The sequence below is a fragment of the Allobranchiibius sp. GilTou73 genome (assembly GCF_021391335.1).
In the GTDB taxonomy this organism is placed as follows: Bacteria; Actinomycetota; Actinomycetes; order Actinomycetales; family Dermatophilaceae; genus Allobranchiibius; species Allobranchiibius huperziae.
Genome location: NZ_CP090051.1, coordinates 263061 through 280013, shown reverse-complemented (window position 1 = coordinate 280013; position 16953 = coordinate 263061). Strand labels below are relative to the sequence as shown.

The following is a 16953-nucleotide window of genomic DNA, read 5'->3' as shown; positions in this document are numbered from 1 at the left end:
CTCAAGCAGCCTCGCTGCTGGGGCGCACGCCGCTTTAGCTCAGTCGGTAGAGCAATTCACTCGTAATGAATAGGTCATCGGTTCGACTCCGATAAGCGGCTCGACACGCCCTCACCAGTGGTGGGGGCGTTCTTGCGTCAAGGGTGCCTTTGTAGAGCTTGCATGGGAAGCTCTCCGGCTCACTCCGGAGCCGGCGGGAGTACGAAGTGTGTGCCTAGAGCCGCGTTGATCGCCTTGAGAATCGGCGGTGTGTTTTGCCGGACCGCCAGGTACTTCGCTGCGGCCTCCGATCCCGAGTCGGGCTCGACGTCGAACGCGTCGGAGCAGAAGTTCTGTGAGGTGACCAGTCGTGCTTTGTACGACGCAGGGTTCGCGCCCGGTGGCACGCCCGCCTCTTGGAGATAGCCGAAGTCGTCGCTGAGGTTGGAGTACGCCAAGCCGACCGGCATAGTCCCAGGGAGCCGGCCGTCGATGGTCTTGATCTCATCGACGATCCATCCGGTTATCGTCTTCGCCCATGCGGCATCGAAGTCCGAACTCGGCGTGGCCGATGCCGCGGGCACTGTCTGGGTCTTGGTGGAGTGGATGGTGAATGTCGATGAAGATGAGGAGGAGCTGGATGCCGAGGTCGATGGATCCGCAGTGGATGTTTGGGATGCGGTCGACGTCTTTGTGGTCGTCGTTGCGGGGCTCGCCGTGGACGTCGTCAAAGAGGGCGCGACCGAGGGTGCGGCCGAGGTGGAGGAGCCCGTCGCCGTAACCGTCACGGTGGTGGCCGGAATCGATGCTGATTTCGTCGACCCCGAACACGCGGTGGTCGACATAAGTGCCACCGCAGTCAAGGCGAAGCAGCCCCGCGAGCAGTGGCGCGCCTTGAGGCCGAAGGTTGGAATGTGCACAGCTTCCCTTTGTCAATCCTGTGACGTGACGTGAGACGTAGTCAGATCTTGCTACGCCAACGCAATCCACGACCGAGGTTGACGTTGATGCGTCCTCGGCTGTTGACGGTCACCCGGCCAGCCCGGTGCGACGCGCTCAGCCCTGACTTCGAGACGTTCAGCCAGGTCTTCGGTCCGACTCGGCGCCGCTTCTGGAACGAGAACGCCATACCGTCTCACCCGATCCGATCAAGGAGCTTAGATAGTGCGGGCGTGCCCGCGAGGCGTGGCCCAGCGGCGACGATTCGTTTCCACCCCGGGGACGTGAGGTGCCGGATCTCAAAGTCGATTGCGCGCTCTGACGTGGCGAGATTCTTGGCATCTCGTCCATCAGCCTTCGTACGGTCGTGATTGATCGACTTCTTCAGCTCAAGCAGCCCCTCCACGACAGAGTCGCGGCTGCGTGGTTCGAGGCCGACCAGAACGTCGAGCTTTGCCAACTCGCTGATGAAGACCGTGGATGAGGATTTTGCGATCACCGCGCCGAGTAGTGCCTTGGACGCAGACTTCACACCTACAGCGGCCGTATTGATTAGAAGCTGGCCACCAGCCATGCCGAAGCCTCCGGCAGCAAGGCTGCCCCCGCCGATGAACGCGAGTCCTGCGCTGGTCGCCGCTGCCCCGGAGAGGCCGAGGACCTGAGTCCCGACGGCTGTACCGACCGCGTTTACCGCCCCGCCCGACAGCAGGGCCCCGGCAGCCATGAACGCCCCCATACCGACTTGCGCTCGCGGGCTGAGCGCGTCCTTGCGGAGGCGTTTACTAGCACGTCTGTGCGCCGCGATGGTGGAACTGACATCGTCGGTCGTGAGAGCCGGATAGAGGAGTGCTGCCGACGTTCGGATCGACTGCGCCCGGCTGAGTGACCACCGACTTCCCTTCGGCCAGTCTGCTCCGAGGGCAGACTCAATGAGGACGGCGGCAAACGCATCATCGCTCAGGTGTGGCGCATGCGCCTTGAGCAGCGCGGCCGCGCTGGATTCGAGCTCGTTTCCCAAGCTCAGTGCGGTTATAGGTGCCAAGTGTTCCGGCAGTTCAATCGAGGTTGCCCAATCAACGGTCGCTTGAACGAGGGAGTCGAGGTGTGATCGTTTCGCCCCGCGTGCTGCAAGATCGGGTTGCTGGTAGTCCGAGTGCAATGCGCTGATCTGGATCAGTCGAGCTGATGCAGCATCGGCGAATGTGATCTGGTTGAGTTGCGTGGGTCCCCTCGTGGCGGCAGAACGGCGGATCTGCTGGCAACAAGATACAGAGATCGCAACCCAATCGGAGGCCTCAGCGCCCGGTCGTAGTGACCGGAGACGTTATCGAATCGGGCAGCTATCGAATCGTCCCCGTGGGTTAGGTGAGCTAGCCGGGAGACTTCACGAAGGGGCTCCGGAGTGCCAACGGTGGTGTGACGTGAATTGGAAAGTGGATCTTCACAATCCGGGGTGTGGTCGTGTGGTCTCGTCGTCGAGGGCGATGCTCGGCGTGCCGGGCATTGGGGTAGGGATCGAGGCCCGGACCGGGATCCGTGACGGGAGCGGCCCAGTGGGGTTGCTGCACATGGTGCCGGGCCGCTCCAAGCAGGCCTTCATGACCCGGCTCGCACGGCGCCCACAAGCCTGGCGCGACGCAGTTGAGGTGGTGGCGCTGGACGGCCCACCGGCTTCAAGACGGCGACGACCGAGGAACTGCCCGACAAGCTCGCGGTAGTGGACCTCTTCCACGTGGTCCGGTTAGGCGGCGATGCGCTGGACCAGTTCCGGCGCCGGGTGCATCAGCCCACTCACGGCAACCACGGCCGCGACTCGCTCTACCGGGCGCGGCGGACCCCGCACGCCGGCACCGGGCTGCCCACCGACAAGCAGATAGATCGGGACTGCTGCACGAACAGGTGACAGTTTGTAGTCACGCGGCGAGGTTCGCCGTGGGGGTCATGGTGGTCTCGTATTCGATGGGGGTCAATCGGCCGAGGCGGTCTTGTCGTCGGCGTCGGTGGTAGGTGCGTTCGATCCAGGTGACGATCGCGATGCGCAGCTGCTCGCGGGTGTCCCACCTGCGGGTGTTCAGAACGTTCTTTTGAAGCAGCGCGAAGAAGCTCTCCATGGCGGCGTTGTCGCCGCAGGCACCCACGCGGCCCATGGACCCGACTAGTTCGTGACGGGCCAGGGCGTGCACGTATCGGCGGCTACGAAATTGGCTGCCTCGGTCGGAGTGCACCACGCACCCGGCCACGTCCGCACTCGCGGTGGCGCGTCGTGCAACGGCCGAATTCAGGGCGGTGACAGCGAGTTTCGACGTCATCCGGGAGTCGATGCTGTAGCCGACGATCCGCCCGGAGCAGGCATCTTTGATCGCGCAGAGGTAGAGCTTGCCTTCCGTTGTCCAGTGTTCGGTGATGTCGGTCAACCACACACAGTTGAGGTCCTCGGCGGTGGTGAAGTCGTGCCGGGTGCGGCCCTTGGCGTCCTGGAACGCGAGCCGGTCATCGTGCACCGGCGGTCCCGGGCGAGGCCGACTGCTGCGCCGTTTGCCGAAGACCGACCACCAGGTGTTGGCCGAGCAGATCGCCCACGCGGTCCGCGACGACATCTGGTGGCCGGCGTCGCCGGCTTCCTCGTGCAGATACCGGTACCCAAAGACCGGGTCGTCGCGATGCGCGTCGAACAACGCGTTGGCACGGTAGGCCCACGCCACCTCACCGCCGGTGACCGGGGCGGTGCGCCACCGGTAGTACGGGGCACGAGAGAGCTTCAACACCCGCAACGACACCGTCACGGGAACCCCGTGCGCGGCGAGCTCTTTCACGAGCGGGTAGAGCCTTTTCCCGGCAGATTCGCCTGGGACAGGTACGCCGCCGCGCGGCGCAACACCTCGTTTTCCTGTTCCAGGGTGCGGATCCTGCGGCGGGCATCTCGTAACTCGACCCTCTCGGCACGTGTCGTGCCGGGCCTGTTGCCGTCCTCGACATCGGCCGTGCGCAACCACTTGGTCAACGTCATCTCGTGGATCCCGAAATCCTTGGCGACCTGCGCCAAGGTCACGCCCGCTTCGCGGGCGCGTGCCACGCGCACCACGTCCTCGCGGAACTCGATGGGGTAGGGCTTGGGCATCGCAACATCCTTCCAGGCCGCTCTTCCGGGCAAGCCAGATCAGATGTCACCTGTTCGTGCAGCAGTCCCATCGGCTGGTCGAGATCTCTAGGCTGTCGATGACCACGTCGAAGTTGAGACCAACTGGGGGATCTACTTGCGGATGGTCACGGCCGACCGTGACCCGACTGCGCTTAGGGCATAGCCACAATGACCAGGCTGATCCAGAGCATCAGCTCAGGCGTCCCGACGGCGCTCACCGAGATCATCACTCTGGGCCTTACCTTCACGAAGCGCGCCGCCGACGTGCTGTCCTACTTGGACTGGCTCGGCACGTCCAACGGCCCGACCGAGGCGACCAACGGACGCCTGGACACCTGGGCCCCCCTCGCGTTCCGCAGCCTCACCAGCTACATCGCCCGATCACTCCTGGCGACCGAGGCTTCAGACCACGACTACACCTTGGTTTGTGACGAGCCACTGATGACCTCGAGGAGGGGTGGGGATGTTCTGTCGAACGGCCGAGTACTTGGCTGCCGCAGTCAACAAGCCTCGCACCTAGTCGGGGCCTACCGGACGGTGGTCGGTCGACGGCGCCAGCACCTTTTCGTCGAGTGGGTCGGTAAGGGCGCCTCATGGCTTTCCATCGGCCCGCCCTACCGAACGACGAGAATGCGCGCCGGGCGTCGCTGACACGAGAAGATTAGGCGCCGCCTAACCGTCGCCGACTGTTGACTCTCGGATGTAGGTGACACCGAACGCCTTCACCTGCCGATATGACTGAAGCTTGGCCGCGAGCTCAAACGTGTCGCTCGCAAAGTACTGGAAGATGTCAAGGCCGCGGCCGAGGTTGATGCGCCAGCCGGAGTTCGCGACAATCGAGCGGTCGTGGATCGTTGCGTCGAACTTCACGTCGAGAGTGATTCCAGCAATCTCAGCGGCCTGCTTCACCCGAAGCAAGAACTCCATCTGCTTCTGAAACTTCTCGGGGCCCTCGCTGTTCTCGCTTGTGACGAGGAATACCTTCACCTCATCGGCGGGGTCCTTGGTGCGCGCGATTACCTCGATCAGTTCCATGAGGTTGCGGGCTTGGTGGAACTGGCGGACGTATGGGTCGACGATCGTAATCTCGGTTGCCCCGTCGAGGTATGGGAGCAGCAGAGTGTCGTACGAGACACCGCGTTGGTTCTCCTGGAACTCGCGGTGCCCCTCGAGCAGCGGCTCGGGCGTCGAATCCACAGGTGGTTCGGTCACTGCTGCAGCTGCCCCGGCCGACGCGAGGCCATTCGAAGGGTCCGGCTCCTCGCCCGCGGTGTCGCTGCGCCGTTCGTAGTACTCCGGGTGCTCGTCCTCTTCCAGCGTCGTGACTGCACTCCATTCGCCGGCCTTGTCGTAATAGCCGAACCTCACGCCGGCCATCGTGGAGTCGATCCTAAGGATCTGGTCCTTGACTCGCTTGCGACCTTCAACCGCGAATTGGAGGATCTCCTCGATCTGTTCCTTCGTGGCCTCGCCGTGCGGATGGATGATCTTCATCAGACCCGAGAACGTCTTGTGGATCCCGTCGCGGTCGCGGGTGGAGATGTCTGAGCCCAGTGTGAAGTGCTCTTGGTACCGATCCGAGTAGTCAGCGTCGCGCATCGACTTCAGAACCTCGGCGATGTAGTCGACGACGAACCCGTAGCCGTCGGAGAACATCTCGCTGCGGATCGTGTCGACCTCCCAGCCCGGGATGTAACAGTGCAGTCGGTCGAGATAGGCCGAATCGTGGTAGCTCTCGGGCAGTTCGTCGAATAGGTCGGAATGCTTGAGCATGTACGGCACGTTGTGCGATGTGTTGCCGACGAAGACCATCGACGCCTCGGCACCTAGCGTCTCGACACCACGGGAGAACGACTTGTTCGCCATGTAGTTCTTCATGATGTCGACGAGCGCCTTGTCGGTGCGCTTCTTCTTGCCCGCGAACTCATCGAAGGCGACGACGTCCCAGTAGCCGACGAGACCGAGGCGGCCATTGGAGTTGTTGACGAATAGCTTCGGGACCGTGACCTCCCCGCCAGAGATCAACATGCCGTGGGGTGAAAACTCCGAGAAGATGTGTGACTTGCCGGTGCCCTTGGGTCCGAGCTCAACGAGGTTGTAGTTGCGCTCGACGAACGGGATAAGGCGCACCAGCTGGATGAGCTTGGCTCGGCGACCGAACAGCTCCGGGTCGAACCCGATGGACTGAATTAGGAGGTCGATCCACTCGTCGGTGGTGAACTCGCGGCGCGAGGTGAGGTAACCGTCGAAGTCGAAGTTCGACAACTGGATCGGCTTGATGGAGCCGAGAATCCACGGGACGACGCGGGCGTTCTCGCTGTGCTGGTACTCGATGTCGCAGATGCACCACACGCCGCCTACGAGCAGCTTCGGGTGCGCCTTGATAGTCGCCGGCGACACGAGGACCTGCTTGATACCGAGGTTCGCGAACTCGCCCTCGTAGGTGTCGTCCTTTTCGTTGAGCTGAACCTGCACCTTGTCGATGACGCGGTAGCGGCCCTTCTCACGGATGTTCGACTTGATCAGCTCGGCCTGGTTCCGGTGGACGTAGTGGTCCGCGAGGATCTTGCGAACGCTCTGGATGCCGGACTGGATTGTCGCCTCGTCATCTGAAGCGGCGTACTGGCCCAGGAGGTACTCCAGGACGAACGACGGCACGATGGCGTTGCCCTTGACGGCCTTGACTAAGTCCTTGCGTACGACTGCGCCGCCGAAGACGTCGTTGATCTTCTGATCAAGGGCAGACTTCACAGGCGGACCCGCAGAAGCTGGCGCGTCATCGACGCCGTCGGGGAAATCGTCGACGGCCTCGGCGAGGTCGGTTTGTTCGGTCATCGCAGGAACCTCCTAGAAGTCGAAGTCCGTCGTGAACGAACGCTTGATGGTGTAGTTGCCCTTCGAGAACGACTTCCACTGCGTCGTATTCAAGATGGGCTCTTCGAGACGCAACTCGACCGGGCGGTTGTTGAAGTCGTCGGCGTCCTGGGTCAGGTACAGGGTCGTCGACTGGTAGCGCTGGCGCTGATCCTGGGATGCGCTATCGAAGGTGAGGATCGGCTGGTCGGAGATGAGCGTGTCACCGACATATAGGCCGAGGCGGACCTGGCGCGGCTGGATCTTGTCCGCCACCGGCTCCCGCTGAAGCAGCCTGACGGCAAGCTGGCCCGTTGTGATCTTGTCGGTCTCAGGCATCAGGTCGACGTTGACGCGTCGGACGTCGCTCTTGCGCTTCTTGTTGACCGTCACCACTGGGACGACGATCTCCTGGAGAGATGCGCCACCGTGGACGTAGCGGGTTCCGGCGCCCGGCAGTGGGATGCGGTGGATCGACTTCGGGATCTGGATGTCGATGTCACCAGCGAGACCGGCCTGGACCGACGTGAACGTCATGAACGACGGGGAGGGCTTCAGCGTCTGACCCAACACGTAGCGACGGTTGATCTTTGTGACTTCCTCACCCTGAGGTGACTCCGAGACGTAGTACGACTTCTCCAGCGGGATGTCCTGATAGAGGAACCCGTGATCTGCCGTGAGCAGGATGTTCGTGGCGTTGGCGTTTGTCCACTTTTTCACCAAGAGCATCAACTCCCGAAGGGTCTCTTCCGCAGCCTCGAAGACGGTCCGCTCGGTCGGAGCCTTGTCTCCGGCCGCATCGATGCGGTCGTGGTAGACGTAGAAGATCTGGTGCTGCTTGTAGAGGTCACGAAGCTCGTCGCCAGGCATCGCTAGTACGTCGGCGGCGGTGATCGCGTGACCCTTGACCGCTTTGAGGACCTTGTCGCGGTTCGCGGTGCCGTTTGTCGGCTTCCCGTCAGCGAGCACCGGCTGGGCGCTCGCATCGAGTTCGAGACTCGACTGCGGAAGCAACGATGCCATGCCCAGCTGGGTGTAGGTCGGCAGCGATCCGAGCACAGCTGAGAGCGATGCCTCGAAGCGGTCCTCGCTGCGGATCATGGACGCCAGTTCTTGAGCGACCTCATAGCGCATGCCGTCGGAGATGATGACGACGGCCTTGGTGCGCCCGTCCTTCACGACAGGGGCGACGTGGCGCTCGAAGAACTTGGCTTGCGGCGCAAGAGCCGCAGACTTCCACTCGCCAGTCGGCTCCAGCGCCTGCTGCCAGCACCCGCCAAAGTCGAAGAGGTACTTATTGGCGTACTGCTTGTCAACCTCGTTCTTGAGCGCTGCGAGCGGCTTCTGAAAGTCGGCGGTCTGGTAGGCGTAGGTGAACCAGCGGTACTGCTGGTCGATGTGGAACCAATCTGACTGATACTGCTCAAGCCCAAGATCGGCCGACGCGATCGAGTTCGGCAGACCGACAATCGCAGCGAGCAGCTCCGATGCGCTCTGAATGGCCGAGTACAACTTGGCGTACTTTGCATTCCACAAGCTCTCCTGGCGCTGACGGACCAGGTCGGAGACCTCGCGTGGCGTCACTGACTGAGTGGCGACGGCGGCGGCGAGGTCGACAATCACCTTGCGGTCGATTTCCTCGAAGATCGTGACCTTGGCCAGGTCGCGATAGTTGCGGTGCTCGATCTTGGACTCAACGTCGAGCGCTTCGGCGGCCCGCGACGCGAGCGCCGTCATCATCTTTTGGCTGCGGACGTCGTAGCGAAGACTGTTAAAATCGCTGCGGACGTTGCGGAATTCGTCAGGCTTAGCCGACGCGAAATCTTCGATGGCCCGGCTGAATATCCACAAGATGAAGTCGTCGATCGTCGGGGACTCGCTCGGGTACTTGTAGATGCTGGCGAGCCCCTCCCAGAAGAACTGGTCGAGGCCAAAGGTGACCAGGTCGTCAAACTTGCCCGTCTTGCCTGCGGCGTTCTCGGCCAGCAGTTCCCGAGTGATGTCAGTCAGCTTGTTGCCTGATGCCTTCACCAAGACCTGGCTCATCTTGGCGCGGAGGCGAGTGGCGTCGTCCCCGTCAGTCAGGAGCTTCCCGAGCGCCTGCTTACGATTATTCGCGGCAAAGAACTTTTGATGCTGCTCGATGACTGGTGCGAAAGCCGGGTCGTTGAGACCGAGCTCCTGCTGAAGCATCGAGGTCTTGTCCGCCGTGAAGACGCCATAGGCGAGTTCCAGGTCAAGCAGCCAGTCACCCGTTCCTCGCGGCGTGACGCCCGTGCGATACACGAGGTGTGGGGTGACGTGGTCTGCGAGGAGCCTGCTCTTCACGCTGAACTCGTCGTCCTGCACGCGGATGACGCTGACGCCGAGATCGAGCGCGTCAAGGTCCGCGGCATATTCGCCCGCCGGGTCATGCCAGAAAACGAGCCGTTTGGCGGCGAGCCGACTCCGGAGCGCGTCTCGAACGGACATCGTGTCAGCCACCGGAGGACTCCAAGCCATTGATCTTCTTCAAGGCGGTGCCAAACTTCGGGTAATTGACCTTGACGCCGTCGTCGAGATCGATGGCGACGTTCTGGGATGCCTTCGGGTAGAGCGTGTCGTGCTCATACTCGTTCAGCTCGACGAGGATCTTACGAAGCCGATCGGCTTCCTTCGCGTTTCCAGCGCGCTCCGCCTGCTGGAGGGCCGACTCCAGTTTCGTGACGTACTCCCGCAGATATGTCAGTACGGTCGAGACGGTCGACGGCGTGTAGCGGTGCATATAGATCAAGGCGTTGAAAGATCCTTTGGGGCTTGAGAAGAGCCAGTAGATCGGGCGCTTCCTGTAGCGCTGAACGTGGTCTTCGTAGAACTTCGACTTTCCCGCCTTGGTGATGAAGTGGTCCCGAAGGTTCCGTACACCTAGCGATTCGGTGACGAACTTTAGGTTCTCCTCCAAGTGCTGCACGCCGAAGGCCGTTCGGAGGAACTTGCGGAAGAGGCCGACGACGTCGTCCTCGAACCAATCGCCGTCCACGATCGGAATGACGTTGTCCACGTTCGGCGCGAACGTGGGCGACGGGACCTTCACAAAGTAGTCCTGTAATGTCGCGCTCTGCTCCGCGAGGATTAGCCCCGGCGCACTTAAACTGTAGCGACCGAACATGCAACCTACCGCGTAGGAAACCAGCTCCGACATGGCGGATGCCACCTGATCGGCAGCGTACTCCGACTCCGTCTTGCTTGGTCCGTACGCCGAAACGACGTTTCGCACCAGCGAGACGTCTGCAATCGAGACGTCGACATCAACGGAACCCGAGAGTCCATACGCGTGAGCAACGAGCTCATTTGTCGTCTGGTGGAGCTTCCTCAAACTCTCGGTCCTGCTGGCCCACAGCTGTCGCCACTCATCGATACGAACTCGAAGCGAGCCTACACCAGCGACTACTGACGGACGAGTGAAGTCCCACGACGTCTCGAAATCGTCCCAATCGGCCCTGGCGATGGAGACAGCCTCCTGGGCAAATTCATCCACTTCCGGCGGGAGGTCCTCAGGCACGGGGATGCTCTTGAGTGACGCCAAATTGAAGTCCAACGTCGGAGCCAAGAGCCCGAGGAACTGAGCAACCACGCTGCTGTTTAGCAGCGCAGCCAAACGGGGCATTGGCAGATCTGCCGTAGGAAAGACGCATGACCCCTTGGTGTCGAAGATGAACCCCGGTGGAGACACGCGGACCGCAAATCCGCCGCCGGCCAGGGCCGAGTATGTCAGACCCGGCCTGAAGTAGAAGTCAGGGTTCTTTGCGACGAAGCCCCACTTCCCGTTTAAGTACGGGTACTTCCGAACGATGTTCGCCTTAATCTCGCGGCCGTCGTCCTCCCAGTTGACGACAAGGTCTTGGTTTCCGTACCAAGCGCGAGGGGTTCCACCCTTGTTGTACGGGAACCAGCGGTTGCCCGACTCGAGCGCCTCGGTTCCGTTCCCAACGCCGAAGGCAATATGGCTCAGCGGAACTTCGAACCACTGACGCAGGAACCGGTTGTTGTCCGTCGTAGCCATACCTTGACGAATGTCGACCAGGTCCCCGAGCGAACCTAGATCCCGGAATGCACACAGTTCGGCGTCCGAGGCGTGGTAGGCGACCACACGTCCAGGAACGTCATCGAAATCGTCCGAAGCGCGCTGGTATCGATTGGCATCTGCCGGATCGCTGATTGCTCGAAGCAAGAGCTTCGACTTTGCGCCCTCGCCACGCTGCGACGTGAGATCGACGAAAACTCCTGCCTGTGCGCGGTTACCAGACGGCTGCAGAATGAAAGCCGCCGTTGACACAACCTCTCCAGAGATCGAATCGAACGCCCCGGCGCCCAAGTGAGCCAAGCTGACAACCGGTGACTCCGTGAATATCCGTTCACGGAATGACTCGTACTTTGCCCCGGACATCCACGAATGGAGGACGATTAGACCGGCGAAACCTCTCTGATCTGTCAGGGACACTGCACGTTCCATGAACATACTGTAGGTGTTGAATTTTGATGTGTTGTACGCGTCGCCTGCGACCTTTCGCAAATCCTCAGAGAACGTCTTATCACCAAGATATGGAGGATTTGCGACAACGACTGAGTACTGGCGTGAGAGGATCTCCGCCTGGTCGAGAACGCGAAAAGCCCACTCAATTGCGTCGGCCCTGTATAGGTCACCGTTGTGGTCCACGGTGCGCAAATGGCGCGAGAGGCGCCCGAGGAGATGCGGGTCAGGCTGGACAAGCGATCCCAGTGTGTCGGCCCCAGCAAACTGATTCCAGAACGCTTGCTCAACGTCGCGATTATTACCTCTGGTCACAAGATAATTGAGCTCGTCAGGGCTGAAGGAGATCGGGTCGAGCACGCAGACGTTCGGCTCCACGGCTTTTTTGAGGAAGAGCTTGCGCTTGGACGCCGCCTTCATCGTCAGTGCGAAGGCCGCGAGGGCTCCTGCGCGCGGGTCGATCTCGGTGCCGTAAAGGTTGTTGGCGAGGATCAGGCCCGGGATCTCTGACGGGGCGTATCCCTCTTCCTCGTAAATCGCGTAGAGGAGGTCGAAGGCGTACGTGAGCATGTGGCCAGAGCCGCAAGCCGGGTCGATGACCTTCAGCTCTTCCGGCGTGCTGATCTTAAGGAAGTCAGTCTCCTCGTCGACCGGTGCGATGTAGTACTCCATGTGACTCGCCAAACCCGACGCCGGGCGGTTGAGCATCCAGAGCTTGCCGAGAGAATTTTCGACCAGATAGCGGACGATCCAGTGAGGGGTGAAGAGCTGGGTGGCCGCGGGGATCTCATCGGCGCCGGCCTTCTTGTTTTTCTTGAATCCGGCGAGGACCTCGCCCTTCCGCTCCGAGATGTAGAACTGGTAGAGCCAGCCGATGACCTCGACGTCCTGGCAAACGTCTTTGGTCAGCACTGTGACGGACCGGCTGAGAACTGAGTCGTCGGCGAGCAAGGTCGCCGGGATGAGCAGCTCTGTGTAGTCGCCTTCGCGCTCGAACATGAAGGGCATGGCAGCGTTCCAGAAGCGGCAGTAGTCCGCTAGGAGGAGCGCGTATGCCTCAGCCTGGGCATCAACTCCGAGGCGCGGCTGACGGGTGCCGTCGAGCAGCCCAGTGATGGTCGCAAGGTGCGTGCCCTTGACCACGTCCTTGTCGACCTGTCCGCGCTTGGCGGCGCCGAGCACCTCGGGCTGGCCGACTTGATCGGCCGCCGGCGAAACAACGCCGATCCCGGTGTAGCCGTTGGCGTCCATGAACCGGAGCGCGATGATGCGGTTGAACCAGGTGTACGCGACTCTGTCGGCGACGTGTGCCTTCCCGTCTCCGCCTGCGCCGGCGATGGCCCGTTCCAGCGCGGTCACGGCACTGGCCTGCTCCACGCGCTCGGGCGCGCCTGGGGCCAGAACGGCGGTGATCCGCGCGCCCACCTCGCGAATGAGCTCGGTGCGCGCCGAGGTGGCGAATGACTTTAGCGGTGCGGTCTCCATCAGAGTGTGATTCGCTTTCCAGCGTTCAGGGTGTCGACGAGTGCTGCACGGAGCGCTACCAGGTAGTGGCTCAGGTCAGTCTCGTTCTCGATGAGTGCGGGCGCATTGGAGACCTTGATTCTGCTGAGCGCGATAGATGGCTTTACCGGTACCGTTGGGTTCGCGGACTCTGCCAGCTCGTCGACAAGACCTGGATAGATCGCCGTGAGAAAGCGCGCTCCGGTCTGTTCCATCACCGCGACGAGTCGCTCGTCTTCCAGGCTCGCGAACACGATGTCGACGCTTCCTGTAACCGCTTTCTGCGCCTCGGCCGTTGCTCCGGTGTAGATCGGTTCCTCCAGCAGGCTCGCCATTTTGTTCTCAATAGCGCTCCGCACTGCCGCCCGGCTTTCGCTGATCTTGCCGTCGATCAGGCCACGGAGCGATTCCGCCGCCACCCTCAGCTGATTCATCTTGTTGCCACGAAAGGCGCTCGGGTCCGCAAGGAGCGTCTTCACATGATCGGCGCTGCCTGCGGGCAGGTAGCCGAGATTCCCGGAGTGGGCGCGCAGGAGGGCATGCGCCTCGTCGAAGATCTTGGCCTGTTGGCCGTTGAGAAAGGACTTGATCGGATCGACCAGATCCCCCTTAGCCTCCATCAGCTCGTCGGCCTTGTCGAAGTCGCTGAGATACCAGTCGATGGGCTTGCTGGCCACCTGGTCGAGCAGGGTAACGACGCCCAAGAGCTGGCCGACGAACGGATACCGGTTACTGCTCGCGAGGGCGTTGAGTTCTTCGCGCTTGGCCGCGAGCTTGTCTTTGCCGAAGCGGGCCAGCTCGATCGAGTCGGTTGGTACGGAGCCCTCGTCGAAGAAGTCGGTGCAGAACTTCTTGAAATTGGCAACTTTCGTTTCGTCGTACGCCGTCTGGGGCGCGACAACGGTGTGCTGCTGCTTGCCGGTGTTACGAATGATGGATGCAGCCTCGGTCCGCACGACCGGGTTCGCATCGACCGCAAGCGCAACCTTTCCGTTACCGACCAACCAACCGAGCACGACCTCGACGGAGCCGAGGTCCCACCCGTAGGGCTTGGACTCGAACCGGTCGACAATCTTCTTGACGGTGACCTGCTCGCCAAGCTTGGTCTGGGCGATGATCCACGACTCCATCTCGGTGCCGGGCGAACTGAGCGCGCTCAGAGATTCCGCGCTAAACAGGCCTTGGCCATTCTGGATCACCGCCGCGACCTGCTGCTCCGAGTAGACCTTCCCGCCGAGCAGCCCGAGGTTCGTGTAAGTCCGCTTGACGAGCCCTTGGAATCCGTCGCTCACGCGCGTGACTGCATCCTGAGAGCCGGAGGTGATCTCCGCAGCATTGATGATCAGTTGCGCCTTGCCGACGGACTGGCGGAGGCGCTCAATAAGCTCCTTCTCGCGCTCGGCGTTGAGCACCTGCTTGGATTGGAGGATCGCCTGCGTCGAAGGCAAGGCACCTGAGTTCGTGCGCTGCTTAGCGTACTTCTCCGTCTTGAGCAGCAGACGCAGGTCCGCGAACAGCCGCTTGTCGCGGCCCAGGAAGACGCGCAGTTCGTCCTTGCCCATGCTCTGAGCGGCAATTTCGGTGTCGGTGTAGTTCGTCTCGGGCGTGATGAAGTGAACGGTCAGCTCGCGCTGGTTGCCTTGGACGACGTCGTCGAGCTTGTAGCCGAACGGGAAGTCCTGGCCGTTCTTGGCATACTTGAGCTTGTTCGTCTTGAGGATGTCGGCGTAGAGGTACTTGAAGAGCTTGCTTGAGACCTCGGACGAGTCGACATCGACCGACTTGATTTCCTTCTCGATCTCCTGTTCCTCATTCGTCAGGTACTCATAGACATTGCCATTGCGCTCGACGTACGACTGCGTCTCCAGCAAGTTGAGCGCCTCCTGCACCTGGTTGCCGAGCGCGTTGAGGTCAAGACCGAAACGGTTGTAAACGAGCGCGGTGAGGTTGCGAGGGGTGGCCTTGAAAGTGTCGACGTACTTGACCAGGAACAGCGCCTTCAGCAGTCGGTTGGCGAGGACCGTGACGTCGGATCCCGGGTCGGGAAGGTGCTTCTCGGCCTGGAGGATAGCGCTCTGAGTTGCAGACTTCAGCGCCGCGCTGATCCCGCCGAACATTTGGTCAAACGTGGCAAGGTAGCCCACCTGCTCCGCACCGATGCGCTTAGCAACCTCCTGAACCACACCGAGCATCGACCGCTCGCCGACCGAGCTGTTCTTGCCCTCAAACATATTGTGGTCCGACAGACCCTCGATGGCGGCTTGGAACATTGGGATCTGGTAGGTCACGAACGGGTAGGTGCTGATGAAGCGCCCGCCGTCAACGTAGTTGCGGTAGGTCTTCGCACCGTCGACGAAGTCAAAGATCGTCTTGAAGTTCGCACCCTCCTTGACGTGGATGGCCATGAGCTCGGCTGCACCAGGGTCGTTCTTCTCAAGGAGGCGCTTGCTGATGACCTCCTCCACATCCTGGCTGGTGAGCTTCACCTTCGCGCTGAATCGTGCCTGGATCTTGGAGAAGTCGTTCCCCTGCTGCCTGGTCCGGTCACCAATGACCTTGTCCATGTCCTCCTGGGAGGTGACAAAGACCCACGATTGTCCCTTACACTTCGTGTTGAGGGACTCGGCGATCGTCTGAAGGTTGAGCATGAGCTTCATGTCGTCGGCGATGAACTGGCCGACCTCGTCGACGAAGAAGTTGAGCCGGAAGCCGGGCTCCTGCTTGTCGATCCACGCCTTCACGGCCGTGGCGAAATCTTCGATGGAGACGGCGTAGGACTTCTGGTACTGCGCAATGATTCCGGGGTTGGCCTCCCCGTTGACGTCGGCGAACGCCTTGTCGATGTTGTGGCCTTCGAGGGCGGTCTGCTCTCGTCCCTGCGCCCAATCGATCCCGGCGTACTCCACGAACGCGGCCTTGAACGCGTCGTACTGGCCGCGCTTGTCGAGATCCTCCTCGAAGCGCGCGACGGCCCCGTCGTTGCCAAAGTAGCCGCGGCTCTCGTCGAATACCTTGACGAAGACCTTGAGCAGCGCGTCTGACTGATCCTTGGCGATCAGCGTGGCCTTCTGGTCGATGTTGAAGAGCAGGCTCTTCGCCGGGATGGCGGCGGCCTTCTTCAGTGAGGCAATGAGCATCGCGTCATCAGTCTTGCCCAAGAAGCTCTCGCTCACCTCATCGCGCGGGAACGCCTGAACCTCAACGTCGCCGAGGAGGTGGGCGAGCATCTTCAGGAGGTGCGACTTACCAGACCCGAAGAATCCCGAGACCCACACGCCATTGGCGTTCGTATAGTTGGTGTACTCCTCCAGCAGCGGGGCCACACCTTTGGCCGCGTCATTCGTGAAGACGTACTCCTCGACCTCGATGCCAAGGTGGTCGACGTCGTCGGCCTTGACAACACCCTCGATCGATCGGGTGACGTCCTTGAGGAAGATCTCGTTGAGTTTCATTGGGTCATGCTTCCTGGTCGAGGATGCGCTTAGCGCGGTAGAAGGAGTCGTCCTTGAGCTGTCCAAACAGAACAAGTGATGATCCCTGCGTCACCGACACTTCGTAACGTCCTGGGAAAAACATCAGCATCGGTTTGTCAGAGACGACGGTTTGAAGGTTGTTGAGCACGGTGTGCGAGCGAACGAACGGGAACACCTCGCCGATACCTGTGAGGAAGACGATCTGGAACGACTCCGCCTCGATGCGTGCCTTGATGGCCGGCGCCAGGTGAATCTGAGGGTCCAGCATGTTCTGGAGCATCTTGAGGAAATCGGCCTTGTCCATCGTCGGCTCCGCGGCCAACACGCGATCCCAGACGTTGCGCTCCTTGAGAAGAGCGACGCATAGGTCGTACAGGTTGATCTCTAAGACCTCGATGCCCAGATCGGTGTCGAGCTTGGTCTTGATGCGCTTCTTCGCTTGGGCGACGTCGAGCGCCCACGCCGGGTCGTAGTCGTAGATGAAGTGGGCGACCTCGTTGCCCAAGCCCTCCATCTTCAGAAAGCGCTCGCTGCTGAGCACCCTGAACAGGTGCTCC

10 protein-coding genes, 1 tRNA gene and 2 pseudogenes are annotated in these 16953 nt (G+C 61.4%); 4 read left to right on the top strand and 9 right to left on the bottom strand.

Features of this window, described 5'->3' with window-relative positions; genetic code table 11:
• Nucleotides 1-28: 28 nt before the first annotated feature.
• Nucleotides 29-101, top strand: a tRNA-Thr gene (locus LVQ62_RS01350).
• Between the two features lie 78 nt (nucleotides 102-179).
• On the opposite strand, the gene LVQ62_RS01345 is transcribed toward LVQ62_RS01350, so the two are convergent.
• On the bottom strand, nucleotides 180-449 hold the full coding sequence (locus LVQ62_RS01345; RefSeq protein ID WP_233763993.1) for a hypothetical protein: 270 nt from the start codon (nucleotides 447-449) through the stop codon (nucleotides 180-182).
• 22 nt (nucleotides 450-471) lie between these two features.
• On the opposite strand from LVQ62_RS01345, the gene LVQ62_RS01340 reads away from it, so the two are divergent.
• Nucleotides 472-933, top strand: coding sequence for a hypothetical protein (locus LVQ62_RS01340; RefSeq protein WP_233763992.1), 462 nt, complete (start codon nucleotides 472-474; stop codon nucleotides 931-933).
• Nucleotides 934-940: 7 nt separating this feature from the next.
• Here LVQ62_RS01340 and LVQ62_RS01335 read toward each other — a convergent pair whose 3' ends face one another.
• Nucleotides 941-1108: a DUF4236 domain-containing protein gene (locus LVQ62_RS01335; protein ID WP_233763990.1), complete on the bottom strand. Its 168-nt coding sequence runs from the start codon at nucleotides 1106-1108 to the stop codon at nucleotides 941-943.
• 6 nt (nucleotides 1109-1114) lie between these two features.
• Nucleotides 1115-2077, bottom strand: a complete 963-nt coding sequence (locus tag LVQ62_RS01330) for a hypothetical protein (RefSeq protein WP_233763988.1) — start codon at nucleotides 2075-2077, stop codon at nucleotides 1115-1117.
• 367 nt (nucleotides 2078-2444) lie between these two features.
• Here LVQ62_RS01330 and LVQ62_RS01325 point away from each other — a divergent pair.
• Nucleotides 2445-2800: pseudogene (locus LVQ62_RS01325) on the top strand (transposase); the annotation flags it as partial.
• Between the two features lie 31 nt (nucleotides 2801-2831).
• On the opposite strand, the gene LVQ62_RS01320 reads toward LVQ62_RS01325, so the two are convergent.
• Nucleotides 2832-4036, bottom strand: a protein-coding gene (locus LVQ62_RS01320) for an IS3 family transposase (protein ID WP_233763987.1) whose coding sequence is annotated in 2 segments (ribosomal slippage) — nucleotides 2832-3749 and nucleotides 3752-4036 — 1203 coding nt in all. Because the reading frame shifts where the segments join, the coding sequence is not laid out codon by codon here.
• 91 nt (nucleotides 4037-4127) lie between these two features.
• Here LVQ62_RS01320 and LVQ62_RS01315 point away from each other — a divergent pair.
• Nucleotides 4128-4488 (top strand): annotated as a pseudogene (locus tag LVQ62_RS01315) (ISL3 family transposase); the annotation flags it as partial.
• Between the two features lie 241 nt (nucleotides 4489-4729).
• On the opposite strand, the gene brxL reads toward LVQ62_RS01315, so the two are convergent.
• From brxL to LVQ62_RS01290, 5 genes are read right to left on the bottom strand one after another with little or no spacing between them, the layout of a single operon-like run.
• Entirely contained in the window at nucleotides 4730-6892 is a 2163-nt protein-coding gene (brxL, locus tag LVQ62_RS01310; protein WP_233763986.1) for a BREX system Lon protease-like protein BrxL, read from the bottom strand.
• Between the two features lie 12 nt (nucleotides 6893-6904).
• Nucleotides 6905-9394, bottom strand: a complete 2490-nt coding sequence (gene pglZ / locus LVQ62_RS01305) for a BREX-1 system phosphatase PglZ type A (protein ID WP_233763985.1) — start codon at nucleotides 9392-9394, stop codon at nucleotides 6905-6907.
• Nucleotides 9387-12905: a BREX-1 system adenine-specific DNA-methyltransferase PglX gene (gene pglX, locus LVQ62_RS01300; RefSeq protein ID WP_233763983.1), complete on the bottom strand. Its 3519-nt coding sequence runs from the start codon at nucleotides 12903-12905 to the stop codon at nucleotides 9387-9389. The genes pglZ and pglX overlap by 8 nt, the downstream gene beginning before the upstream one ends.
• A complete protein-coding gene (brxC, locus tag LVQ62_RS01295; RefSeq protein WP_233763981.1) occupies nucleotides 12905-16375 on the bottom strand; it encodes a BREX system P-loop protein BrxC in 3471 nt (1156 codons plus the stop codon). Before brxC ends, pglX begins: the two co-directional genes overlap by 1 nt.
• A 4-nt stretch (nucleotides 16376-16379) precedes the next feature.
• Entirely contained in the window at nucleotides 16380-16910 is a 531-nt protein-coding gene (locus LVQ62_RS01290; RefSeq protein WP_233767586.1) for a DUF1788 domain-containing protein, read from the bottom strand.
• Nucleotides 16911-16953: the final 43 nt, after the last annotated feature.